Below are 19,652 nucleotides of genomic sequence, written 5' to 3' on the forward strand. Positions count from 1 at the left end.
GTGGTGGACGGACGGATCAGGGGGTGGCGGCGGACACCGCGGCCGCCGTCCGGGCGCCGGGGTCCAGGACGGCGCCGAACACGCGGGCGACGAACGCGCCGCGCTCCTCGCCGAGCCTCGCCAGCAGCTCCTGCGACGGGCGCAGCGCGTCGACCGCGTCCTCGTCCAGGCAGCCGCGCTCGCGGAGCAGGTGCTCCAGCACGAGGGTGCGGTCCCGCAGGATCCACACCTCCGAGGCCAGCTCGGTCAGCATCCGGGTGATCTCGTCGAGCCGGTCGGACTCCAGGTACCGCGGCTGGCCGGTCATCACTTCTCCTCCTTGCGCGCCCGCACGATCCAGGGGTAGTCGCCCTTGCCGATGCCGTAGGCCTCGACGCCGGTGAAGCCGGCCCGCTCGACCAGGCCCGGCAGGTCCAGCTGGAGGTAGGAGCGCATGAACGGCTCGCCGCGGTTGTCGGTCTCCCAGTCCAGGACGACCGACCGGAACGCGTCGTTGCGCTCGTACGGGGCGATCTCGCCGATCACCAGGTCTCCGCCGGGCTCCAGCACCCGGAACATCTCCGCGAGGATCGCCTCGGTGGCCTTCGGCGGGGTCTCGTGGAACAGCGTGTAGATCGCGACCAGATCGACGGACGCGTCCGGCAGGCCGGTGTCCTCGGCCGCCGCCTGGATCAGCTCCCAGGCGCGCCCCTCGTGGACGCTGCGCGCCCGCGCGTACTCCAGCTGCGTCCGGGACAGCTCGATCCCGGTGTACCGGGCGTCCGGCAGCACGGTGGACACGGCGGTGGCGAACCGCCCGTTGCCGCAGCCGGGCTCCAGGACCCGCCGGTAGTCGCGGCGCGGCGCCTCGCTGACGACCTGCGTGCGCTGGTCCATGAGGTTCTCGCCCGCCCGGACGGCGCCGACGCCGCCCGGCATCAGCACGTGCCGGTAGCCGAGGTCGTGGATGACCACGCCCATCAGGTCGTGCCCGTCCCAGCCGCGGTAGGTCAGGTGGAAGCCGTCACCGTGGTACGACGGCGGCACCAGGTCCGGGTCCAGCGTCAGCGACCCGGGGGCGTCGGCCGGGACGTCGAGCCACTCCTCGATCTCCGCGCGGGCGCGCTCGGCGCCCGGGATCGCCCGGACGTAGATCTCCTCGGCGACGTAGCGGGTGAGCAGCCGGTCGAACAGCCAGGGGCCGTAGCCGCCGAGCGCCTCGGCCACCGAACGGCGCCGGTCCGGCAGCGCCGCCGGCGGGTCGGGGACCAGCTCCGCGTAGCGCCCGGCCGCCGCGGGCTGCAGCGTCCCGCCCGTGTAGCCCTGCAGCGAGCCCAGGAACTCCAGCCCCGCGCGGTCGCGCTGGATCAGGGGTACATCCATGGCCTTCTCCTCTCCCATCCGTTCCACGGCGGCCGGCGCGGGCCGGTCCCTGCCGCGCCGGTCTCGTCCGTGCCGTTCACTTCCGTGTCGTTCACTTCCAGGCCGTTCACTTCCAGGCCGGTCCGGTTCACGCCGGTCCGGTCACGCCCGCGGCGGGCTCGGGGACCCGCGCCGTGAGCATCGAGCTGCGCAGCAGGTGGGCGCGGGCGAGCTCCGGGTCGGCGGCGGCGCGGCGCATCTCGTCGGCGCGGCGGCGGCGCTGCTCCGGGTCCTCCTCCTGCAGGGACTCCCAGTTCTCGTGCGTCACGACGCGGACGTAGTCGCGTGCGACGGCGCGGCGGGCGGTCGCGTAGGCGTCCACGGCGCCGGTGTCGCCGTCCTCGGCCGCGAGGATCGCCGCGCACGCGGCGGCGGCGTCGTGGATGCCGCTGTTCATGCCGAGGCCGCCGAGCGGGTTGTTGATGTGCGCGGCGTCCCCCGCCAGCACGACCCGGCCGGCCCGGAAGCGCTCGGCGACCCGCTGGTGCACCCGGTAGATGCGGGCGTGCGAGACCGTGTAGCCGCGGTCCAGCGGGGCGACCGCCCGCAGCCGGCGCTGGATCGATCCGGGGTCGAGGGCGCCTCCGTCGGCCTCGGCCTCCGCGATCGGGAACAGCGCCCGCCAGTGCTTCGGGGTGCGCAGCAGGACCAGCCACTCGACCGGGTCGGCGATGTAGTTCACCCCGGCGATGCCGGGGATGAGCTCGGCGAAGTCGTCGGTGGTGGACACCACGAGGAACCGCTCGGGGTAGGTCATGCCGGGGAACGGGATCCCGAGGTGGCGGCGCACCGTGCTGTGCGCTCCGTCCGCCGCGATCACCCAGCGGGCCCGGCAGGCGACCGGCGCCGCCTTCTCGTCCCCGGCCGCCTCGACGGTCAGCGTGACGGGGGCGTCGCTCCCGTCCTCGGTCTCGACCGCGCGCACCCGGGCACCGTGCACGAGGTGGACGTCCGGCAGCTCGGCCAGCCGGTCGCCGATGATCCGGACGAGGTTGTCCTGCTCGCTCTGCAGCCGGTACGGGAAGCGCGTGTCGCCGCTGATGCTGGCCAGGTCGAAGTGCGCGACGAGGCCGCCGGTGCGGTCGCGGTACTGGTAGGTGTCGGTGACGAGGCCGGCCTCGTGCAGCTCGCCGGCGACGCCCAGGTCGTCGAGGATCTCCAGGGTCGGCGGATGGAACGTGGACGCGCGCGACTCGCCGGCGTCCCGTTCCCCGGTGTTCCGCCCGGCCTCCTCGAAGACCGCCACCCGCAGCCCGGCTCGGGCGAGGGTGAGCGCGGCGGTGGCGCCCACCGGGCCGAGGCCGGCGATCGCCACATCGACGTCGCGCGGCAGCCGCGGATCGTTCAGGCCGACAAGCACGAGGTTCCTCCTGTTGCTCGCATCTCTCACAATGCGGTAACCACGTACTTAATATGCGGTAGAAGCTACGGACCTCGCACGACGACGTCAATGGCCGTCCGGGAGATTTATCCGCCCGCCGAACGGCGCCAACCTCGGACGATGCGCCGCGATCCCCGACAGGGCAAGGGTTCTGCGCGCTTTCACGGAGGATATACGTGTTGGTCAAATTACCGAAAGTGATCACTTTTTGTCGCACATTGTGAGACGGACCCGGCACGCGAAACGGCCCCGCCGCGCTCGCGAGGCGAGGCGGCGGGGCCGTCGGGTACGGGGCCCGCGGTGCGGGCGGAGGGTCAGCGGTCAGAGGGTCAGGGGGAGGCGGTCCCGTCGGTGAGCGCGGCCGAGATCTCCTCGGCCCCGGAGATCACCAGCTCGGTGATGCGGGCGCGGTCGTCCTGCTGGAGCCGGTAGAGCGGTCCGGCGACGCCGAGCGCCGCGACCACCCGGCCCTGGTCGCGGATCGCGGCCGAGGCGCCCCAGATGCCCTCGTCGACCTCGCCGAAGCTCTCCGCCCAGCCGACCCGGGCGACGGTCCCGACGTCGGTCTCGATCTGGTCCCGGGCGTGCTCGGTCAGGTCGGGCACCGACGCCAGGTAGCGGTGCCGGTCGGCGGCCGGCATGGACGCCAGCAGGACGCGCGCCGCCGACCCCCGGTGCAGGCTCATCCGCTGCCCCGGGTCGAACTGCAGGCGGACCGAGTGCGGGGAGTCGACCCGGTCCACGCAGACCGCGCTCCAGCCCATCCGCTTGATCAGCAGGGTGGTCTCGCCGCCGGCCTCGGCCACCGCCGCCAGCACCGGGCGCGCCAGCGCCTCCAGCGTGTCGCCGGCGGCCCGCGCGGCCCGCGCCAGCCGGACGAACACCCACGACAGGCGGTACTCGCCCGCGCCGGCCTCCTCCAGCATGCCGGTCTCGCGCAGCACCGACAGGTACCGGTACACCGAGCTGATCGGCATCTCCAGCGCCGCGGCGAGGTCGGCCGCGGAGCGGGTGTGCCGCCGCTCGTCGAAGGCCAGCAGCAGCTGCAGGGCCTTGCGGGAACTCTCCGCGCCGCTGCGCCGCCGGGTCGGCTCGGTCACGTCGTCTCCTCGTCCGCGGGCCCGCCGCGGCTTGACCGGCGGCGGACCAGGATCTACCTTCTCCTACATAGCAAAATGAATCCTCTCACAATGTAGTAACCAAGCACGCCGTTACCCGCGACCACGCCCGGAGGAATCTCGGCATGCTTCGGCACATCATCCTGCTCCGGTGGACCCCCGGGGCCACCGACGCCCAGAAGCGGTCCGCGGAGGCCGCCTTCCGCGCCCTGCCCGCGGAGATCGGCCACATCCGCGCGCTCGCGTGCGGGCCCGACCTGGCGCTCAGCGACGGCGCCCACGACTTCGCCGCCGTCCTCGACTTCGACGACGCCGACGCCTGGCGCGCTTACCAGGAGCACCCCGCGCACCAGCGCCTCGTCGCGGACCTGATCAAGCCGATCCTGGCCGAGCGCGCGGCGATCCAGTTCGATGTCTGACCCCGCCGGCGCCGACCTCGCCGAGGACTACCGCGAGGCGGGCTTCGGCGCGCGGCTCGGCCCCGGCACCAGGCCGGCGCTTCTCATCGTCGACCTGGTGCGCGCCTACCTCTCCCAGGAGAGCCCGCTGTACGCGCCGCCCGCCCCGGCGATCGTCGGGCGCGTCGCGCGGCTGGCGCGGGCCGCCCGCGAGCACGGACACCCCGTGGTGTTCACCTATGCCGGCTACGCGCCCGGCGGGGCCGACGGCGGCCTCTTCTACCGCAAGGTGCCCGCGCTGCGGCTGTTCGACGAGGGCTCGCCGTGGGGCCTGCCGCCGGACGAGCTCGTCCCCGAGCCCGGCGACCTGACCGTGCGCAAGCAGTACCCCAGCGCCTTCTTCGGCACCCCGCTCGCGAGCACGCTCACCGCGCTCGGCACCGACTCGGTGGTGATCACCGGGGTCAGCACCAGCGGCTGCGTCCGGGCGACCGCCGTGGACGCGCTGTGCCACGGGCTGCGGCCGGCCGTGGTCGCCGACGCGGTCGCCGACCGCGACCCGCGCCCGCACGAGGCCGCACTGTTCGACCTCGGCGCCAAGTACGCCGACGTCCACGGCACCGCCGAGATCCTGGACCGGTGGGAGGCATGAGCGGCATGGAGACGCATCCGGGCGACCAGCTCCGGGCGGGGTTGAACACCGGCCCGCCGATCCCCGCGGCCGGCTGCCACGACGCGCTCACCGCGCGGCTGGCCGAAGCCGCCGGGTTCCCGGCCGTCCACCTGTCCGGCGCGCTGGTCAGCGCGGCCTCGCTCGGCCTGCCCGACCTCGGCTTCGTCGGCGGCACCGACATGCTGGACGCGCTGGGCCGCGTCGTCGCCGGCACCGCGCTGCCGGTGATCGCCGACGCCGACACCGGCTACGGGGACCCGCCGCAGGTCGCCGAGACCGTCCGCCGCTACGAGCGGGCGGGCGCGGCGGCGCTGCACCTGGAGGACCAGGTCCAGCCGAAGCGCTGCGGCCACCAGCCGGGCGTCCGGCTGGTCGACCTGCCCGTGGCGGTCGCGCGGCTGCGCGCCGCCGTCGCCGCGCGCCGCCGGCTCGTGGTGATCGCGCGCACCGACGCGCTGCGCCCCGCCGGGGCGGCCGAGATGCTGCGCCGGGTCGCCGCCTACGCCGCGGCCGGCGCCGACGCCATCATGGTGGAGGGCGCCGTCGACGCCGCGACCGTCCGCGACGTCCGGGACGCCGCCCGCGGCCTGCCGCTGGTGGTGAACTGCTCGGCGGCCGGGCCGCCGGGCGACCCCCTCGACGTCCTCGGCAAGGCCGGCGCCCGCCTGGTGCTGTACCCGGTCACGGCCGCGCTGGCCGGCGCCGCCGCCACGCGCGATGCCTACCGCGCGATCCTGCGCGACGGCCGCGCCCCCGATCCCGCCATGACCTGGACCGAACTGAACGACCTGCTCGGGCTGCCCGGCCTGGCCGCCCGGTTCCCCGAGCCCACGGAACCCGCTACGGAGACGCCATGACCACCGTCCTCGCCGACCGCCTCGTCTTCGGGGTGATCGTCCCGTCGACCAACACCGTGGTGGAGGACGAGTACTACCGCCACCGCGTGCCGGGCGTGTCGTTCCACGCCGGCCGCATCCTGATCCGCGACGGCGCCCTCACCGACGACGCGAGCTTCGAGGCGTTCCTGGAGGGCCTGCGCCGCGAGATCGGCGCGGCGGTCGAGTCGGTGCTGACCTGCGAGCCCGACCACCTGGTGATGGGCATGAGCGCCGAGACGTTCTGGGGCGGCGTCGACGGCAACGCCGAGTTCGAGCGCTGGATCGGCGAGCTGTCCGGGCTGCCCGTCACCACCGGCGCGTCCGCCTGCCACGCCGCGCTGTCCCGGCTCGGGGTGTCGCGGATCGGCGTCGTCACGCCCTACCAGCCGGTCGCCGACGAGCAGGTCCGCGGGTTCTTCACCCAGCTCGGGTACGACGTCGCGGCGGTGCGCGGGCTGAAGTGCGGCTCGGCGACGTCCATCGCGGACGTGACCCGGGCCGAGCTGCGCGCCGCCTTCGCCGAGGTGGACGGCCCGGACGTCGAGGCGCTCGTCCAGGCGGGCACGAACCTGCCGGTCATGGGCGTCGCCGCCGAGCTGGAGGAGGAGCTGGGCAAGCCGGTCGTCGCCATCAACGCGGCCACCCTGTGGCACGCCTACCGCAGCAACGGGATCACCGACCGCGTGCCCGGCGCCGGACGCCTGCTGGCGACGCTGTGACCGGGACCTCCGCCATGCCGGACGAACAGAGAAGGAAGACCTCCATGCCACTGGTGCGAGTCGCGGCGGCGCAGTTCTTCTCCGGGACCGACCCGGTGGCGAACCTGGCGCTGTGCGACGGCTACGTCCGCCGGGCCGCCGCCGAGGGCGCCCGCCTGGTGGTGCTCCCGGAGAACGCCAACCGGGTGCGCGACCACGCCGGCCGGGACGAGTGCTGGCGGCGCAGCGAGGACCTGGACGGCCCGTTCGTGTCGGGCCTGCGCGCCACCGCCGCCGAACTCGGCGTCCACATCGCGGTGGGCGTGGACCTGCGCGGCGCGGCCGAGCCGGTCGTGCACATCGCCTCCGTCCTCATCGGGCCGGACGGCGAGGTCATCGGTGTGCACAACAAGCACGTCCTGTGGGACTACGAGTACACGCTCTTCGAGCCGGGCGGCGAGCCGTACCGGGTCTTCGACACCGAGCTGGGCCGGATCGGGCTGCTGCTGTGCGCGGACGGCATCGTCCCGGACACGCCGCGCGCGCTCGGCCTGCTCGGCGCCGAGATCCTCTGCAACTCGCTGAACTCGCGCGGGCCCGACGAGTTCCGGGTGCACGTGCCGCTGCGGGCCATGGAGAACCGGGTGTTCCACATCGCCGCCAACACGGTCGGCGGGCCCGAGCTGGAGTGGCCGTGGATGGGCGGCAGCCAGATCGTCGCGCCGGACGGCACCCGGCTCGCCGACGCGGGCGAGACCGAGCCCGGCCTCGTCGTCGCCGACATCGACCCGGCGCAGGCCCGCGACAAGCGGATGCCGGGCGTCGGCGACCTGTTCGCCTGGCGGCGCCCCGAGCTGTACGGGCTGCTGACGGCGCCCCTGCACGACGTGCCGGCCGCCGCCATGTACGGGCCCGCGCCGGCGGGCATGCCGCCGCGCCCGCTGCCGGTCGCCGTGATGCAGGTCAGCTGGTTCCGCAGCGGCGAGTGGACGGTCCTGCGCGCGCTCGGCCAGATCGCGCACGCGGGTGCGTCGGGCGCCCGGCTCGGCGTGCTGCCGGAGCTGTTCTGCTTCGCGCCCGGCGAGGTCGCCGCCGATCCGGCGCGGGCCGCCGAGGTATCGCGGGGCGTCCTGGCGCGGCTGGCGGCGGCGTGCGCCGAGGCGAAGGTGTGGGTCGCGGTGAACCTCGTCGAGGAGGCCGGGGGCGCGTACCACTCCACCGTCCACCTGATCGACGACGCCGGGGAGCTCGCGCACCGGTACCGCAAGACCCACCTCACCGACGCCGACCGCGCCTGGGCGTCCCCGGGCGACGCGCTCACGGTGGCCGACACCCCGATCGGCCGGATCGGCTTCATGATCGGCGAGGAGGTGTGGGTACCGGAGGCGGCGCGCGCGCTGGCGCTGGGCGGCGCGGAGGTGATCGTCCACCCGACCACGTGGACGACCCCGGACGCCATGCACGTCGCGGCCACCGAGCGGACCGAGGAGAACCGCGTCCACCTGGTGTCGGTGAACCGGCTGGACGACCCGGCCGGCCTGGGCAGCCAGGTCGTGCGGGCGGACGACTTCGTCCCCGGCCAGCCGATCGCGGTGATGCGGTACCCGACCGGCTACTGGACCCGCCCCGGGTTCGAGGAGCAGCTCCTCATCGAACTGGATCTCCGCGAGTCCAACGACAAGATGATGGGCCGCCACCTGGATCCGCTGGCCAAGCGGCACCCCGAGCTGTACGGGGTGTTCACCGCGCGCTGACCGGACTTTTTCGCGCGGGGACCCCGCGCCGTGCCCCGGCGCCGGGTACTAGCGTCGCTGCCAAGGGTTCGGCGCGGGGAGGGACGTTCGGTGGACGATCATCGCGGGGTTGTGGAGGCGCTGCGGGGGGCCGGGGTCGGCGGGGTGGACGACTCGGCGCTCGCGCGGGCCATGTACGCGTCCGACGCGTCGCTGTACCGGGTGCCGCCGGCGGTGGTCGTGACGCCCCGGGACGTCGCGGAGCTTCCGGCCGTGCTCGGGGTGTGCCGCGACGCCGGGGTCCCGCTGACGATGCGCGGCGCCGGGACGTCCATCGCGGGCAACGCGGTCGGGCCGGGCGTCGTCGTGGACGTCAGCCGGCACCTGAACCGGGTGCTGGAGATCGACCCCGGCGCCGGGACGGCGCTGGTCGAGCCGGGGATCGTGCAGGCGCGGCTGCACCAGGCGGCGGCGGAGCACGGGCTGCGGTTCGGGCCCGATCCGTCCACCCGGACGCGGGCCACGCTCGGCGGGATGATCGGCAACAACGCGTGCGGGTCGCGGGCGCTCGGCTACGGGCGGACGAGCGACAACGTGCTGGGCCTGGACGTGGTCACCGGGTCCGGGGAGCGGCTGCGACTGGGCGATGTGCCCGGAGCGGCCGCGCAGAGCGCGCTGCTCGACCGGCTCCGCGGGCTGGTGGGCGAGAACCTGGCGCTGATCCGGACGGAGTTCGGGCGGTTCGGGCGGCAGGTGTCCGGCTACTCGCTGGAGCATCTGCTGCCGGAGAAGGGGTTCGACGTCGCGCGGGCGCTGGTCGGCAGCGAGGGGACGCTCGCGCTGACGCTCGCGGCGCGGGTGCGGATGGTGCGGGAGCCCGCGTGCCGCGTGCTGGTCGTGCTCGGCTACGGGTCGATGGCGGAGGCCGCCGACGCGGTCCCGGCGATCCTGCCGCACGGGCCGGTGGCGTGCGAGGGGCTCGACTCGCGGATCACCGCGGTCATGCGCGAGCGGCGCGGCGCCGACGCCGTCCCGCCGCTGCCGAAGGGGTCGGGGTGGCTGCTGGTGGAGCTCGCCGGCGCCGAGATCGGGGGCCTGCGCGACGGTGCCCGGAAGGTCGCCGGCGACTCCGGCTGCGCCGACTCGATGGTCGTCGAGGACATGGCGCTCGCCGAGGCGCTGTGGCGGATCCGCGAGGACGGCGCGGGGCTCGTCGCGCGCACGCCGGACGGCGAGCAGGCCCACGCGGGATGGGAGGACGCCGCCGTCCCGCCCGAGCGGCTCGGCGCCTACCTGCGCGAGTTCGAGGCGCTGCTGGACGAGTACGGGCTGTTCGGCGTCCCGTACGGGCATTTCGGCGACGGGTGCATCCACGTGCGGATCGACTTCCCGTTCGGCCGGGCGAAGGGCACCCGGATCTTCCGCGACTTCCTGAACGAGGCGGCGGCGCTCGCGGCGCGGCACGGCGGCACGATGTCCGGCGAGCACGGCGACGGGCGGGCCCGCAGCGAGCTGCTGCCGCACATGTACACCGCCGAGGCGCTGGCGCTGTGCGCGGCCGTGAAGGACGTCTTCGACCCCGATGACGTGCTGAACCCCGGGGTGATCGTCCGTCCGGCGCTGGTGGACGCCGATGTGCGCGCCGTGCAGCTCGTCCCGCTGAACCGGGGGCTCGGTCTCGCCTACCGGGACGATCGCGGCGACCTGTCGCGGGCCGTGCACCGATGCACGGGCGTGGGCAAGTGCCGCGCCGACAACACGGCGGCGGGCGGCGTGATGTGCCCGTCCTACCTCGCGACCCGCGAGGAGAAGGACTCCACGCGGGGGCGGGCGCGCGTCCTGCAGGAGGTCGTCAGCGGGAAGCTCGGCCCGGACGGCTGGAAGTCCGACGCGCTGCACGACGCCCTCGACCTGTGCCTGTCGTGCAAGGGGTGCGCGTCCGACTGCCCGACCGGGATCGACATGGCCTCCTACAAGGCCGAGGCGCTGCACCAGCGGTACCGGCGCAGGATCCGGCCGCGCGTCCACTACGCGCTGGGCTGGCTCCCCCGCTGGACGCGGCTGGCGGCCAAGGCGCCCGCGTCGATCAGGGCGGTCAACGCGGTGATGCGGTCGCGCGCCCTGAAACCCCTCCTCGCCTGGGGCGCGGGGATCGACCGGCGGCGGTCGCTGCCCGCGTTCGCGCCCGTGACGTTCCGGCGCTGGTTCGCCTCCCACCGCAGCCCCGAGGGCCGGCACGGCGACGTCGTCCTGTTCGTGGACACCTTCACCGACGCGTTCTCCCCCGAGGTCGGCAAGGCGACCGTGCGGGTGCTGGAGCACGCCGGCTACCGCGTGACGGTCACCGAGGACCCGGTGTGCTGCGGCATCACGTGGATCTCGACCGGCCAGCTGGACGGGGCGCGCGCGCAGGCCCGGCGGACCGTCCGGGCGCTGCTCCCCCATGTCCGGCGCGGCGCGAGGGTCGTCGGCATGGAGCCGTCCTGCACGGGCGTGCTGCGCTCGGACGCCGGGGAACTGCTGCGCGGCGTGGACGCCGCCGCCGCGCGCGAGGTGGCCGCCGCGACCCGCACGCTCGCCGAGCTGCTCACCGAGACCGGGGACTGGACGCCGCCCGACCTGTCCGGCGTCTCCGGCATCGCGCAGCCGCACTGCCACCACCACGCGGTCATGGGCTGGACGAAGGACGCCGCGCTGCTGGAGCGGGCGGGCGCGCGGGTCGCCCGGGTCGGCGACTGCTGCGGCCTCGCCGGGAACTTCGGCGTCGAGAAGGGCCACCACGACGTCTCGGTGGCGGTCGCCGAAACCCGGCTCCTGCCGGCCGTCCGCGCGACGGGCGAGGACGAGGTAGTCCTGGCCGACGGCTTCAGCTGCCGCACCCAGCTGACCGACCTGGCGAACCGCACCAGCGAGCACCTGGCCGAACTCCTGGCCCGCCACCTCCCCCCGGACCGCCCCCGTTGTTGATCTGCGGCGTGTTGTTGTTATGAGCGGCCGGATAACAACAACACGCCGCAGATCAACAAGACGGCAGGTCAGTGGGAGAGGGTGCGGGAGAGGGTCAGGGCGGCGGTGTGGACGGCCGGGGCGACCGCCGTCAGGCGTAGTTCGGTCGACCAGCCCGAGACGGAAAGGGCGCCTATGGCCCGGCCGTCGGCGCCGAGGACGGGGCTGGCCGCGCACACGATCCCGGCGCCGGACTCCTCCCGGTCGTAGGCGACGCCCTCGCCGCGGATCCGCTCCAGCTCCTTCGCGAGCAGCCCCGGCGCGACGACGGTGCGCTCGCTCAGCTTGACCAGCCCCGCGTCCAGGACGGCCCGCACCGCCTCCGGCGGCGAGAACGCCAAGATCGCCTTGCCCACCCCGGTCACGTGCGCGGGCAGCCGCCCGCCGATCCGCGACGGCATCCGGGGGCCGCCCGGTGAGCCGAGGATCTCCACGTAGACGACCTCGGTGCCCTCCAGCACCGCGAGGTGGACGGTCTGCCGGGTCGCCTCCCGCAGGTCCGACATGTAGGGGACGGCCGCGTCCCGCAGCACCCGCTGGCGCGGCACCCGCTGCCCGATCTCGAACAGCCGCAGCCCGAGCCGCACCCGTGCCCCGTCCCGCTCCAGGAGGCCCGCCCCGGCGAGGTCGAGGGCGATGCGGTGGGCGGTCGACTTGGGCAGGCCGCTGCGGCGGGCGATCTCGGCGGCGCCGAGGCCGTCGTCGTCCGCCCGGAACGCGGTGAGCACCGCGACGGCGCGGCGCAGGTAGCTGTCATCGGGCGGCACGGCCCCACTGTAGAAGATGTGTCCCACCACGCGGGACGCGCGCGTTGCCCCCCGTGCCCCGGGCGGGGGAGGCTCGGCCACGGCAGACAAACGAAAGGACGGCCCCAATGGACCCGGGTTCCGTGGAGAAGGCGGCGGCGGCACTGCTGGACGCGTACGCCGCCCGCACTCCCATCTCGCCGCTGACCAAGGACCACCCGGGCATGTCGGTGGCCGACGCCTACGCGGTCCAGCTCGCCCAGGTGCAGGCGTGGACGGCCGCCGGCGCGCGGATCAAGGGCCACAAGGTCGGGCTGACGTCGGCGGCGATGCAGCGCCAGATGGGCGTGGACCAGCCGGACTTCGGCGTCCTGCTGGACACGATGTTCCTGCCGGAGAGCGCCCCGATCGACACGGGCCGGTTCCTGCAGCCCCGCATCGAGCCGGAGATCGCGTTCGTGCTGGGCCGCCCGCTCGCCGGGCCGGGCGCGACGGCGGCCGACGCCGTCGCCGCCGTGGACTACGTGCTGCCGGCGCTGGAGGTCATCGACTCCCGCATCGCGGACTGGAAGATCACCCTGCCGGACACGATCGCCGACAACGCCTCCAGCGGCGGCGTCGTGCTCGGCACCCGGCCCGTCCGGCTGGACGACCTGGACCTGTCGCTGATGGGCTGCCTGCTGCGCCGCGACGGCGACCTGATCGACACCGGCGCGGGCGGCGCGGTGCTGGGCTCGCCGATCAACGCGCTGGTGTGGCTGGCCAACGTGCTCGGGGAGCGCGGCGTGACGCTGGAGGCGGGGCACGTGGTGCTGCCCGGCTCGATCACCGCGGCCGTGCCGGTCGCGCCCGGCGAGACTCTGACGGCGACGTTCGCCGGGATCGGTTCTGTTACCGCCCGGTTCGGAAAGGAGCAGAAATGAGCGAAGCGAACCGGGGGGCGCGGGGGGCCGCCCCCTCGCAGAAGCCCGGCACAGTGAGCAAGTTGACCGCGGCCATCGTCGGGCCGGGCAATATCGGTACCGACCTGCTGGTCAAGCTGATGCGCAGCGAGCTGATCGACGTCCACTCGATGATCGGCGTGGTGCCGGAGTCGGACGGGCTGGAGCGCGCCCGCAAGCTGGGCGTGCCGGCGTCGGCGGAGGGCGTGGACTGGCTGCTGAAGCAGCCGACGCTGCCCGACATCGTGTTCGAGGCGACCTCGGCGAAGGCGCACCTGGCGAACGCCCCCCGCTACGAGGAGGCGGGGATCACGGCGATCGACCTGACGCCCGCCGCGGCGGGGCCGCTCGTGTGCCCGCCGGTGAACCTGGACACGCTGTCGGCCGCACCGAACCTCAACATGATCACCTGCGGCGGGCAGGCGACGATCCCGATCGTGCACGCGGTGTCGTCGGTCGTCCCGGTTCCGTACGCGGAGATCGTCGCGTCGATCGCGTCCCGCTCGGCCGGTCCGGGCACCCGCGCGAACATCGACGAGTTCACCGAGACCACGGCCCGCGCGATCGAGGATGTCGGCGGCGCCGCCCGGGGCAAGGCGATCATCATCCTGAACCCGGTCGACCCGCCGATGATCATGCGGGACACGGTGTTCTGCGCGATCCCGTCGGACGCCGACACCGCGGCGATCCAGGAGTCGATCGAGAAGATGGTGGCCGAGGTCGCCGTCTACGTGCCCGGCTACACGCTGCGCGCCGAGCCGCAGTTCGACGAGCCCCGCGACATCTGGAACGGGATGGCCCGGGTCGCGGTGTTCCTGGAGGTCCGCGGGAACGGCGACTACCTGCCGCCGTGGGCCGGCAACCTCGACATCATGACCGCGGCCGCCGCCCGGGTGGGCGAGCAGATCGCGCGCAGGAAGGTGGCATCGTGACCGCGGACAAGATCAGGATCACCGACTCGACGCTGCGGGACGGCAGCCACGCGATGGCGCACCGCTTCACCGAGGAGCAGGTCCGCGGGGTCGTGCACGCGCTGGACTCGGCCGGTGTGGAGGTCATCGAGGTCACCCACGGCGACGGCCTCGGCGGCTCGTCCTTCAACTACGGCTTCTCACTGGAGGACGACGTCAAGCTCGTCGCCGCCGCCGTGGACGAGGCGACCCGCGCCAAGATCGCCGTCCTGCTGCTGCCGGGCCTCGGCACCGTCCACGACCTGAAGATGGCGCACGACGCGGGCGCGTCGGTCGCCCGGGTCGCGACGCACTGCACCGAGGCGGACGTGTCGCTGCAGCACTTCGCCGCCGCCCGCGAGCTCGGCATGGAGACCGTCGGGTTCCTCATGCTGTCGCACCGGGTCGGGCCGGAGGAGCTGGCGAAGCAGGCCCGGATCATGGTGGACGGCGGCGCGCAGTGCGTGTACGTCGTCGACTCCGCGGGCGCGCTCGTCCTCGGTGAGGCGCAGGAGCGGATCAGCGCGCTGGTCAAGGAGATCGGGCACGAGGCGCAGGTCGGGTTCCACGGGCACCAGAACCTGTCGCTGGGCGTCGCGAACTCGGTGCTGGCGCAGCAGAACGGCGCCCGGCAGATCGACGGGGCGCTGTGCGCGCTCGGCGCCGGGGCGGGCAACTCCCCCACCGAGGTGCTGGTGGCGACGTTCGAGCGGCTCGGCGTCCCGACCGGCGTGGACGTGCAGGGCGCGATGGCGGCGGCGGACGACGTCGTGAAGCCGTTCCTGCACCGGCTGCCGTTCGCCGACCGGGGCGCGATCACGCAGGGCTACGCGGGCGTGTACTCCAGTTTCCTGCTGCACGCGGAGCGGGCCGCCGAGCGCTACGGCGTCCCGACGCACGAGATCCTGCAGAAGGTCGGCGAGGCCGGCTACGTCGGCGGCCAGGAGGACATGATCATCGACGTGGCGATGCAGCTGCGCGCCGAGCGCGAGCGCGCGCAGTCCTGAGCCTCAGGCCAGCGGACTCGCGTCGAGGCCGGCGAGGAGGGCGCGGGGGTCGTCGTAGACGGCCGCCGCGCCCGCCGTCCGCAGCTCCTCCCGGCTCCAGCCGCCGGTGAGGACGCACACGCAGCGCATTCCGGCGCGTCCGGCGGCCTCGACGTCCCAGCGGGTGTCGCCGACGAACACGGCGCGCCCGGCCGGCACCCCGGCGCGTTCCAGCGCCAGCTCCACGAGGTCCGGGGCGGGTTTACTCTCCCCCACCTCCGAGGCGGACGTGGCCGCGTCGACCGCGTCGTCGGCGTCCAGGGCCGCGCGCAGCGCCGCCAGCTCCGGGACGGCGGCGGAGCTGGCGAGGACGACCCGCCGCCCCCGCCCGGCGCAGGCCCGCAGCAGGTCGGCGGCGCCGTCGAACGGGGCGAGCCGCGACCAGAACTGCGCGTACAGGGCCGTGTGCGCCGACGCGATCGCGTCGTCGCCGGCGCGGTCCCGGCCGTCCGGCAGCAGGTGGTCGAGCAGCTTGCCGGAGCCCATGCCGATCGCCCGGTGGATGTTCCGCATCGGGACCGTGTGGCCGTACTGCCGGAACGCCTGCCACCAGGTGGTGGCGTGCAGGTAGTTGGTATCGACGAGTGTCCCGTCGACGTCGAAGAGCACGGCATCGGCCATGGCGGGGCCCCTACCCGCCCCCGCGGCGGCCAGTCGCGCCGCCGGCCCGCGACGATCTTTGCACGGTGCAACGGCTGGGATAGCTTGGCGGCATGACCCACCAGGACCCCGCCGGTGGGAGCGGCGCGTCGACTCCCCGCGGGCGGGCGCGCAGGGACCAGCTCGTGCGGATCGGTCTCGACCTGCTCGCCGAGGGCGGCTGGCCCGCGGTGACGGCGCGGGCCGTCACCGACCGCGCCGGAACCCGCCCGGGGCTGCTCCACCACTACTTCAACGGGCTGCCGGGCCTGCACGTCGCGGTCGCGCAGCGGGCCGGCGAGATGGTCGTCGACCCGGTGGTGGACGCGATGCTCGCCGCGCCCGACACCCCGGCGGCGCTGCGCGCGCTGCGCGACCTCGTCCCGCGCATGGCGGCGGGCGAGCGCAACCTGCGGCTCGCGGCCGAACTGCTGGCCAGGGCGCTGCGCGACCCGCGGATGGGCGCCGAGCGGCGGGACTGGTCGCGCGCCGTCCGGGCCCGGATCGCCGCCCGGCTCGGCCAGCTGTGCCCGGACTGGCCGGACGAGCGCCGCGAGGGCACCGCGATGCTGTTCACCGCGATGCTGGACGGCCTGCTGCTGCAGCTGATCCTCGACCCGGACCTGCCGACCGGCCCGGCCCTGCACGCCACCGAGGCGCTGGTCGCCGAGTAGCGGCGGCCCGGGACGGGCCGGTCAGCCGCGGGGTGCGTGCGCGACGGCGACCGGGCAGGCGGCGTGCTGCAGCAGCGCGTTGCTGACCGAGCCGAGCAGCAGGCCGCGGAATCCGCCGAGCCCGCGCGACCCGACGACGAGGAGCCGGGCGTCCCTGGCCGCGGCGAGCAGCACCTCGCGCGGCGGGCCGATGAACACCTCGGTCCGGACGGGGACGGCCGGGTACCGCTCCCGCCAGGGCTCGACGAGCCGGCCGAGCCGCTCCCGCGCGACCTCGCGCAGCGCCTCGGCGTCCACCAGCGGGGCGCCTCCGGGGCCGGCGTCGGCGGGCCAGGCGACCACCGCGAGGAGTTCGGCGCCGCGCAGCCCGGCCTCGGCGAACGCCAGGCCGAGCGCCTCCAGCGAGGCGGCGGAGCCGTCCACCCCGACGACGACCGGCCCGTCGGCCCGCGGTTCCCGGACGACCACGACCGGGCACGGGCCGTGCCCGGCGAGCTCCAGGCCGGTCGAGCCGAGCACCAGGCCGGCGAACCCGCCGCGCCCGCGCGAGCCCACCACGACCAGTTCGGCGTCGCGGGACGCCTCCAGCAGCGCGGTCGTGGGCCCGCCGCGGCCGAGGACGGCGTGCACGTCGCCGGTCTCCTCGCGGGCGAGCTTCGCGCCCTCCGCGGCGATCTCCTGCGCCGCCGCCCGCAGGTCGGCCACCGGGACCGCCATCGGCCCGACGGCCGTGAACGCCTCCCAGGCGTGCGCCACGGTCAGCGGCACGCCGCGCAGCCGCGCCTCCTCGGCCGCCCACCGGACGGCCGCCTCGCTCTGCCGGGACCCGTCGTAGCCGACGACCACACCGCGTCGATCGCTCATCGTCGCTCCCTCCGTCGGTTCCTATCCTTGCCGGGCCGGGACGCGGTGATCAGAGGCGACGGTCCGCGCTTCCCGGGACCTTCGTCCCGGCACGATCGCGACGGTGCGCCGGGCGCGGCGCAGCATCGCGGCGGCGGTCGCGCCGAGCGGGCCGGCGCCGGTTCCCCGCTCGCCGAGCACGATCAGGCCGGCGTCCCGCGCGGCGTCCTGGAGGGCGTCGAACGGCCGCTCCAGCAGCGGCGACATCTCGATGCGCAGGTCCGGGTAGCGGCTGCGCCACGGCGCGACGGCCGCGTCCAGCTCGGCCGCGCGGGTCCGCTCCAGCAGCGCCCGGTCGTGGAACAGCGCGAGCTCGGACTCGGCGACCGCGCCGGGCTCCCAGCAGCCGTGCACGACCCGCAGCTCCCAGCCGCGCAGCGCCGCCTCCTGCGCGGCGAAGCCGAGCGCCGGCCCGCAGCCGGGCGACCCGTCGACGCCCACCACGACCCGGCGCGGCACGCCGCCGCCGCGGACCGCGATCACCGGGCGCGGGGAGCGGCCCGGCAGCTCCAGCGCCGTCGCCCCCGGCCCGGCCGGTCCGGGCGCGCCGACCACGATCAGCTCGGCCCCGGCGGCGCCCCGCAGCAGCGCCTCGGTGGCGGGCCCGCGCCGCAGCCGCTTGCGGACCGCGCCCGGCACGCCCAGCTCGTAGGCCAGCCGGACGCCGTGGTCGAGCAGGTTCGCGCCCGCCCGCTTCATGATGGCCTCGATGGCGGGGTCGGTGTGGCCGGCCGGGTAGGGCCAGTGCCAGCAGTGGCACATCACCAGCCCGATCCGCCGGAGCCTCGCCTCCTCGACCGCCCAGCGCAGGGCCGCGTCGTTCTCCGCCGTCCCGTCATAACCGAACAGGATGTGCGGCCACCGTGTCTCCTCTTCGCCGTTCATGGGTGCCTCCCTGCCGTCCAGTCTGCGCGCCCCGGTACCCGTACAGAAGGGGACGAAGGTCCCGTGCCCCGGGACCTCCGGACCTGCCGGGGATTTTGACCGGCGATTACCGTCAGGGGAGAGGAGGAGAGATGGGAAGGCTCGGACGCGTCCGCCGCCGGTTCGGTTTCGACCGCAACGACCTGCGCCGCACCGTCGACCGCCGCCAGTGGGCGGCCGGTGTCGGCGCCATCGCCCTGTTCGCGGGCCTCGCGCCGCCGGCGTCCGCCGCGCTCGCCGCGCAGGCGTACCGGCACGGCGTGCGGGCGGAACTGGCGCAGGCCGCCAACCACCGGATCGACGCCCGCGTCACCCGGCTGAACCGGCAGGACGGCCCGGGGCTGCGGCACGCCTACGCGGAACTGTCCTGGACGTCCCCCGACGGCCGCCTTCGCACGGCGGTCGTCCCGGCGGACACGTCCGTGAAGCCGGGCATGCGCCGCGAGATCTGGGTGGACGGGTCCGGCGCCCTGGCCCGCTCGCCCCGCACCCGGACCGACACCATCGCGACCACGGCCGTGACCGGCGCGGTGACGGCCGCGGCCATCGGCCTCCCCCTGCTCGCGCTGTACCTCGTCACCCGCCGCCGCGGCGATCGCCGCCGCGAGGCCCTGTGGGACGAGAGCTGGTCGGCCCTGGCCCACCGCGAGACCCTCTGACGGCCCACCGCGAGACCCTCTGACGCCGACGCCGGGTTCGTGCAACGGGAACGCCGCCCCGGTCCGGCCGGGGCGGCGTCCTTCGCGCGGGCTACGGCGTGGACTCCAGGAGGCCGTAGTGGCCGTCGTAGCGGTGGTAGAGGATCCTGCCGCGTCCGGTGCCGGCGTCCGCGAAGAACAGGAACGGCAGGCCGAGCGCCTCCAGCCGCTCGATCGCCTCCCGCTCGCCGATGCGCGGTGCCGGGTGCGGGCTGACGCTCAGCGGGACCGCCACCGGCCCGTCCCGGTCGGCCCCGGGGTCGGCCAGCGCGATCCGGTAGCCGCCGTCCGCCCGGTAGAGGACGGCGTCCTGCCCGGTCCCGGCGTCGGCGAACAGCCAGAAGTCGTAGTCCATGAGGTCCATGTCGAACGCGGCCTCGTCCGGGGTCTGGGTGTCGGGCGCGAACGTCTTGCGGCGCACGATCTCCCGCTCGCCGGGCGGCCGGACGTGCCGCGCGGGCCGGTGCGCGGGGCGTCCGGCCTTCGGCGCGCGGGACGCCTCGCGCCGGCCGCCGATCCGCTCGAACCGGGCGCGCAGCAGGTCGGGCAGCAGGTCGATAGCCTCCTGCATCGTCGCGGCGGCCGCGTGCACCCGGACGGGGCGCCCGTTGACGTCCACGGTGGCCTGCGCCATCGCCGGGCGCTCGACCGCCGGGTCGGGCGCGGTGGCCAGCTTGACGCGGGCGAACAGCACCGGCTCGGGCGCCTGCCGGAACGCCGCGGCGACCTTCTCCCTGGCCGCGTCGGCGAACCGGTCCGGAACGTCGCCCCTGACGTCGAAGACCACGTCGGGAGCCTGCGGGTTTCTCACGTTCACCATCCGTCCCCCTCTTCCGTCGTGCCTC

General features: G+C 75.1%; 20 protein-coding genes. 11 read left to right on the forward strand and 9 right to left on the reverse strand.

Annotation, left to right across the window (positions count from 1 at the left end):
* Positions 1-16 precede the first annotated feature (16 nt).
* The 4 genes from ABZ806_RS13600 to ABZ806_RS13615 form a co-directional block, all read right to left on the reverse strand.
* A complete protein-coding gene (locus tag ABZ806_RS13600) occupies positions 17-307 on the reverse strand; it encodes a hypothetical protein (protein ID WP_500217351.1) in 291 nt (96 codons plus the stop codon).
* Positions 307-1,362 carry a class I SAM-dependent methyltransferase gene (locus ABZ806_RS13605; protein WP_500217355.1) on the reverse strand — a complete coding sequence of 352 codons (1,056 nt, stop codon included), beginning with the start codon at positions 1,360-1,362 and terminating at the stop codon, positions 307-309. The genes ABZ806_RS13600 and ABZ806_RS13605 overlap by 1 nt, the downstream gene beginning before the upstream one ends.
* 127 nt (positions 1,363-1,489) lie before the next feature.
* Positions 1,490-2,761, reverse strand: a complete 1,272-nt coding sequence (locus tag ABZ806_RS13610) for an FAD-dependent oxidoreductase (RefSeq protein WP_500217358.1) — start codon at positions 2,759-2,761, stop codon at positions 1,490-1,492.
* A gap of 350 nt (positions 2,762-3,111) precedes the next feature.
* Positions 3,112-3,882, reverse strand: coding sequence for an IclR family transcriptional regulator (locus ABZ806_RS13615; RefSeq protein WP_500217361.1), 771 nt, complete (start codon positions 3,880-3,882; stop codon positions 3,112-3,114).
* A gap of 143 nt (positions 3,883-4,025) precedes the next feature.
* Between ABZ806_RS13615 and ABZ806_RS13620 the strand changes: the two genes are divergently transcribed.
* The 6 genes from ABZ806_RS13620 (at position 4,026) to ABZ806_RS13645 (ending at position 11,247) form a co-directional block, all read left to right on the forward strand.
* Positions 4,026-4,319 carry a Dabb family protein gene (locus tag ABZ806_RS13620; protein WP_500217365.1) on the forward strand — a complete coding sequence of 98 codons (294 nt, stop codon included), beginning with the start codon at positions 4,026-4,028 and terminating at the stop codon, positions 4,317-4,319.
* The gene (locus tag ABZ806_RS13625) at positions 4,312-4,950 is read left to right on the forward strand and encodes an isochorismatase family protein (protein WP_500217367.1); all 639 of its coding nucleotides are present in this window, start codon (positions 4,312-4,314) and stop codon (positions 4,948-4,950) included. The genes ABZ806_RS13620 and ABZ806_RS13625 overlap by 8 nt, the downstream gene beginning before the upstream one ends.
* The gene (locus ABZ806_RS13630) at positions 4,947-5,828 is read left to right on the forward strand and encodes an isocitrate lyase/PEP mutase family protein (RefSeq protein ID WP_500217370.1); all 882 of its coding nucleotides are present in this window, start codon (positions 4,947-4,949) and stop codon (positions 5,826-5,828) included. The genes ABZ806_RS13625 and ABZ806_RS13630 overlap by 4 nt, the downstream gene beginning before the upstream one ends.
* Positions 5,825-6,568, forward strand: a complete 744-nt coding sequence (locus ABZ806_RS13635; RefSeq protein ID WP_500217373.1) for a maleate cis-trans isomerase family protein — start codon at positions 5,825-5,827, stop codon at positions 6,566-6,568. Before ABZ806_RS13630 ends, ABZ806_RS13635 begins: the two co-directional genes overlap by 4 nt.
* A 44-nt stretch (positions 6,569-6,612) precedes the next feature.
* Entirely contained in the window at positions 6,613-8,301 is a 1,689-nt protein-coding gene (locus ABZ806_RS13640; RefSeq protein WP_500217375.1) for a nitrilase-related carbon-nitrogen hydrolase, read from the forward strand.
* 171 nt (positions 8,302-8,472) lie between these two features.
* The gene (locus tag ABZ806_RS13645; protein WP_500217537.1) at positions 8,473-11,247 is read left to right on the forward strand and encodes an FAD-binding and (Fe-S)-binding domain-containing protein; all 2,775 of its coding nucleotides are present in this window, start codon (positions 8,473-8,475) and stop codon (positions 11,245-11,247) included.
* A 68-nt stretch (positions 11,248-11,315) separates the two neighbouring features.
* Here the strand turns inward: ABZ806_RS13645 and ABZ806_RS13650 are convergent, their stop codons facing one another.
* The gene (locus ABZ806_RS13650; RefSeq protein WP_500217377.1) at positions 11,316-12,053 is read right to left on the reverse strand and encodes an IclR family transcriptional regulator; all 738 of its coding nucleotides are present in this window, start codon (positions 12,051-12,053) and stop codon (positions 11,316-11,318) included.
* 107 nt (positions 12,054-12,160) lie between these two features.
* Here ABZ806_RS13650 and ABZ806_RS13655 point away from each other — a divergent pair, with 107 nt between their 5' ends.
* Genes ABZ806_RS13655 through dmpG form a run of 3 tightly spaced genes read left to right on the forward strand, consistent with a single transcriptional unit; the run spans position 12,161 to position 14,930 of the window.
* Positions 12,161-12,955: a 2-keto-4-pentenoate hydratase gene (locus ABZ806_RS13655; RefSeq protein WP_500217379.1), complete on the forward strand. Its 795-nt coding sequence runs from the start codon at positions 12,161-12,163 to the stop codon at positions 12,953-12,955.
* A complete protein-coding gene (locus ABZ806_RS13660) occupies positions 12,952-13,905 on the forward strand; it encodes an acetaldehyde dehydrogenase (acetylating) (protein ID WP_500217381.1) in 954 nt (317 codons plus the stop codon). The genes ABZ806_RS13655 and ABZ806_RS13660 overlap by 4 nt, the downstream gene beginning before the upstream one ends.
* Positions 13,902-14,930: a 4-hydroxy-2-oxovalerate aldolase gene (dmpG, locus tag ABZ806_RS13665; RefSeq protein WP_500217384.1), complete on the forward strand. Its 1,029-nt coding sequence runs from the start codon at positions 13,902-13,904 to the stop codon at positions 14,928-14,930. Before ABZ806_RS13660 ends, dmpG begins: the two co-directional genes overlap by 4 nt.
* 3 nt (positions 14,931-14,933) lie before the next feature.
* On the opposite strand, the gene ABZ806_RS13670 is transcribed toward dmpG, so the two are convergent.
* Positions 14,934-15,590: an HAD family hydrolase gene (locus tag ABZ806_RS13670; protein WP_500217386.1), complete on the reverse strand. Its 657-nt coding sequence runs from the start codon at positions 15,588-15,590 to the stop codon at positions 14,934-14,936.
* Positions 15,591-15,682: 92 nt separating this feature from the next.
* Between ABZ806_RS13670 and ABZ806_RS13675 the strand changes: the two genes are divergently transcribed.
* A complete protein-coding gene (locus tag ABZ806_RS13675) occupies positions 15,683-16,282 on the forward strand; it encodes a TetR/AcrR family transcriptional regulator (RefSeq protein WP_500217389.1) in 600 nt (199 codons plus the stop codon).
* A gap of 21 nt (positions 16,283-16,303) precedes the next feature.
* Here the strand turns inward: ABZ806_RS13675 and ABZ806_RS13680 are convergent, their stop codons facing one another.
* The gene (locus ABZ806_RS13680) at positions 16,304-17,146 is read right to left on the reverse strand and encodes a universal stress protein (RefSeq protein WP_500217390.1); all 843 of its coding nucleotides are present in this window, start codon (positions 17,144-17,146) and stop codon (positions 16,304-16,306) included.
* A 21-nt stretch (positions 17,147-17,167) separates the two neighbouring features.
* Positions 17,168-18,070, reverse strand: a complete 903-nt coding sequence (locus ABZ806_RS13685; protein WP_500217393.1) for a universal stress protein — start codon at positions 18,068-18,070, stop codon at positions 17,168-17,170.
* A 131-nt stretch (positions 18,071-18,201) separates the two neighbouring features.
* Between ABZ806_RS13685 and ABZ806_RS13690 the strand changes: the two genes are divergently transcribed.
* Positions 18,202-18,768, forward strand: coding sequence for an Rv1733c family protein (locus ABZ806_RS13690; protein WP_500217395.1), 567 nt, complete (start codon positions 18,202-18,204; stop codon positions 18,766-18,768).
* Between the two features lie 91 nt (positions 18,769-18,859).
* On the opposite strand, the gene ABZ806_RS13695 is transcribed toward ABZ806_RS13690, so the two are convergent.
* Positions 18,860-19,627, reverse strand: a complete 768-nt coding sequence (locus ABZ806_RS13695; protein ID WP_500217398.1) for a ribosome hibernation promotion factor — start codon at positions 19,625-19,627, stop codon at positions 18,860-18,862.
* Positions 19,628-19,652 lie beyond the last annotated feature (25 nt).

The organism is Spirillospora sp. NPDC047418 (genome assembly GCF_040643275.1).
Lineage (GTDB): Bacteria > Actinomycetota > Actinomycetes > Streptosporangiales > Streptosporangiaceae > Spirillospora.

Excerpts from the sequence above, each read along its gene's own strand:
- ABZ806_RS13600 (WP_500217351.1), bottom strand. The coding sequence starts at position 307 with ATGACCGGCCAGCCGCGGTACCTGGAGTCCGACCGGCTCGACGAGATC.
- ABZ806_RS13605 (WP_500217355.1), bottom strand. The coding sequence starts at position 1,362 with ATGGATGTACCCCTGATCCAGCGCGACCGCGCGGGGCTGGAGTTCCTG.
- ABZ806_RS13620 (WP_500217365.1), top strand. The coding sequence starts at position 4,026 with ATGCTTCGGCACATCATCCTGCTCCGGTGGACCCCCGGGGCCACCGAC.
- ABZ806_RS13625 (WP_500217367.1), top strand. The coding sequence starts at position 4,312 with ATGTCTGACCCCGCCGGCGCCGACCTCGCCGAGGACTACCGCGAGGCG.
- ABZ806_RS13630 (WP_500217370.1), top strand. The coding sequence starts at position 4,947 with ATGAGCGGCATGGAGACGCATCCGGGCGACCAGCTCCGGGCGGGGTTG.
- ABZ806_RS13635 (WP_500217373.1), top strand. The coding sequence starts at position 5,825 with ATGACCACCGTCCTCGCCGACCGCCTCGTCTTCGGGGTGATCGTCCCG.
- ABZ806_RS13640 (WP_500217375.1), top strand. The coding sequence starts at position 6,613 with ATGCCACTGGTGCGAGTCGCGGCGGCGCAGTTCTTCTCCGGGACCGAC.
- ABZ806_RS13645 (WP_500217537.1), top strand. The coding sequence starts at position 8,473 with ATGTACGCGTCCGACGCGTCGCTGTACCGGGTGCCGCCGGCGGTGGTC.
- ABZ806_RS13655 (WP_500217379.1), top strand. The coding sequence starts at position 12,161 with ATGGACCCGGGTTCCGTGGAGAAGGCGGCGGCGGCACTGCTGGACGCG.
- ABZ806_RS13660 (WP_500217381.1), top strand. The coding sequence starts at position 12,952 with ATGAGCGAAGCGAACCGGGGGGCGCGGGGGGCCGCCCCCTCGCAGAAG.
- ABZ806_RS13670 (WP_500217386.1), bottom strand. The coding sequence starts at position 15,590 with ATGGCCGATGCCGTGCTCTTCGACGTCGACGGGACACTCGTCGATACC.
- ABZ806_RS13675 (WP_500217389.1), top strand. The coding sequence starts at position 15,683 with ATGACCCACCAGGACCCCGCCGGTGGGAGCGGCGCGTCGACTCCCCGC.
- ABZ806_RS13680 (WP_500217390.1), bottom strand. The coding sequence starts at position 17,146 with ATGAGCGATCGACGCGGTGTGGTCGTCGGCTACGACGGGTCCCGGCAG.
- ABZ806_RS13685 (WP_500217393.1), bottom strand. The coding sequence starts at position 18,070 with ATGAACGGCGAAGAGGAGACACGGTGGCCGCACATCCTGTTCGGTTAT.
- ABZ806_RS13690 (WP_500217395.1), top strand. The coding sequence starts at position 18,202 with ATGGGAAGGCTCGGACGCGTCCGCCGCCGGTTCGGTTTCGACCGCAAC.
- ABZ806_RS13695 (WP_500217398.1), bottom strand. The coding sequence starts at position 19,627 with ATGGTGAACGTGAGAAACCCGCAGGCTCCCGACGTGGTCTTCGACGTC.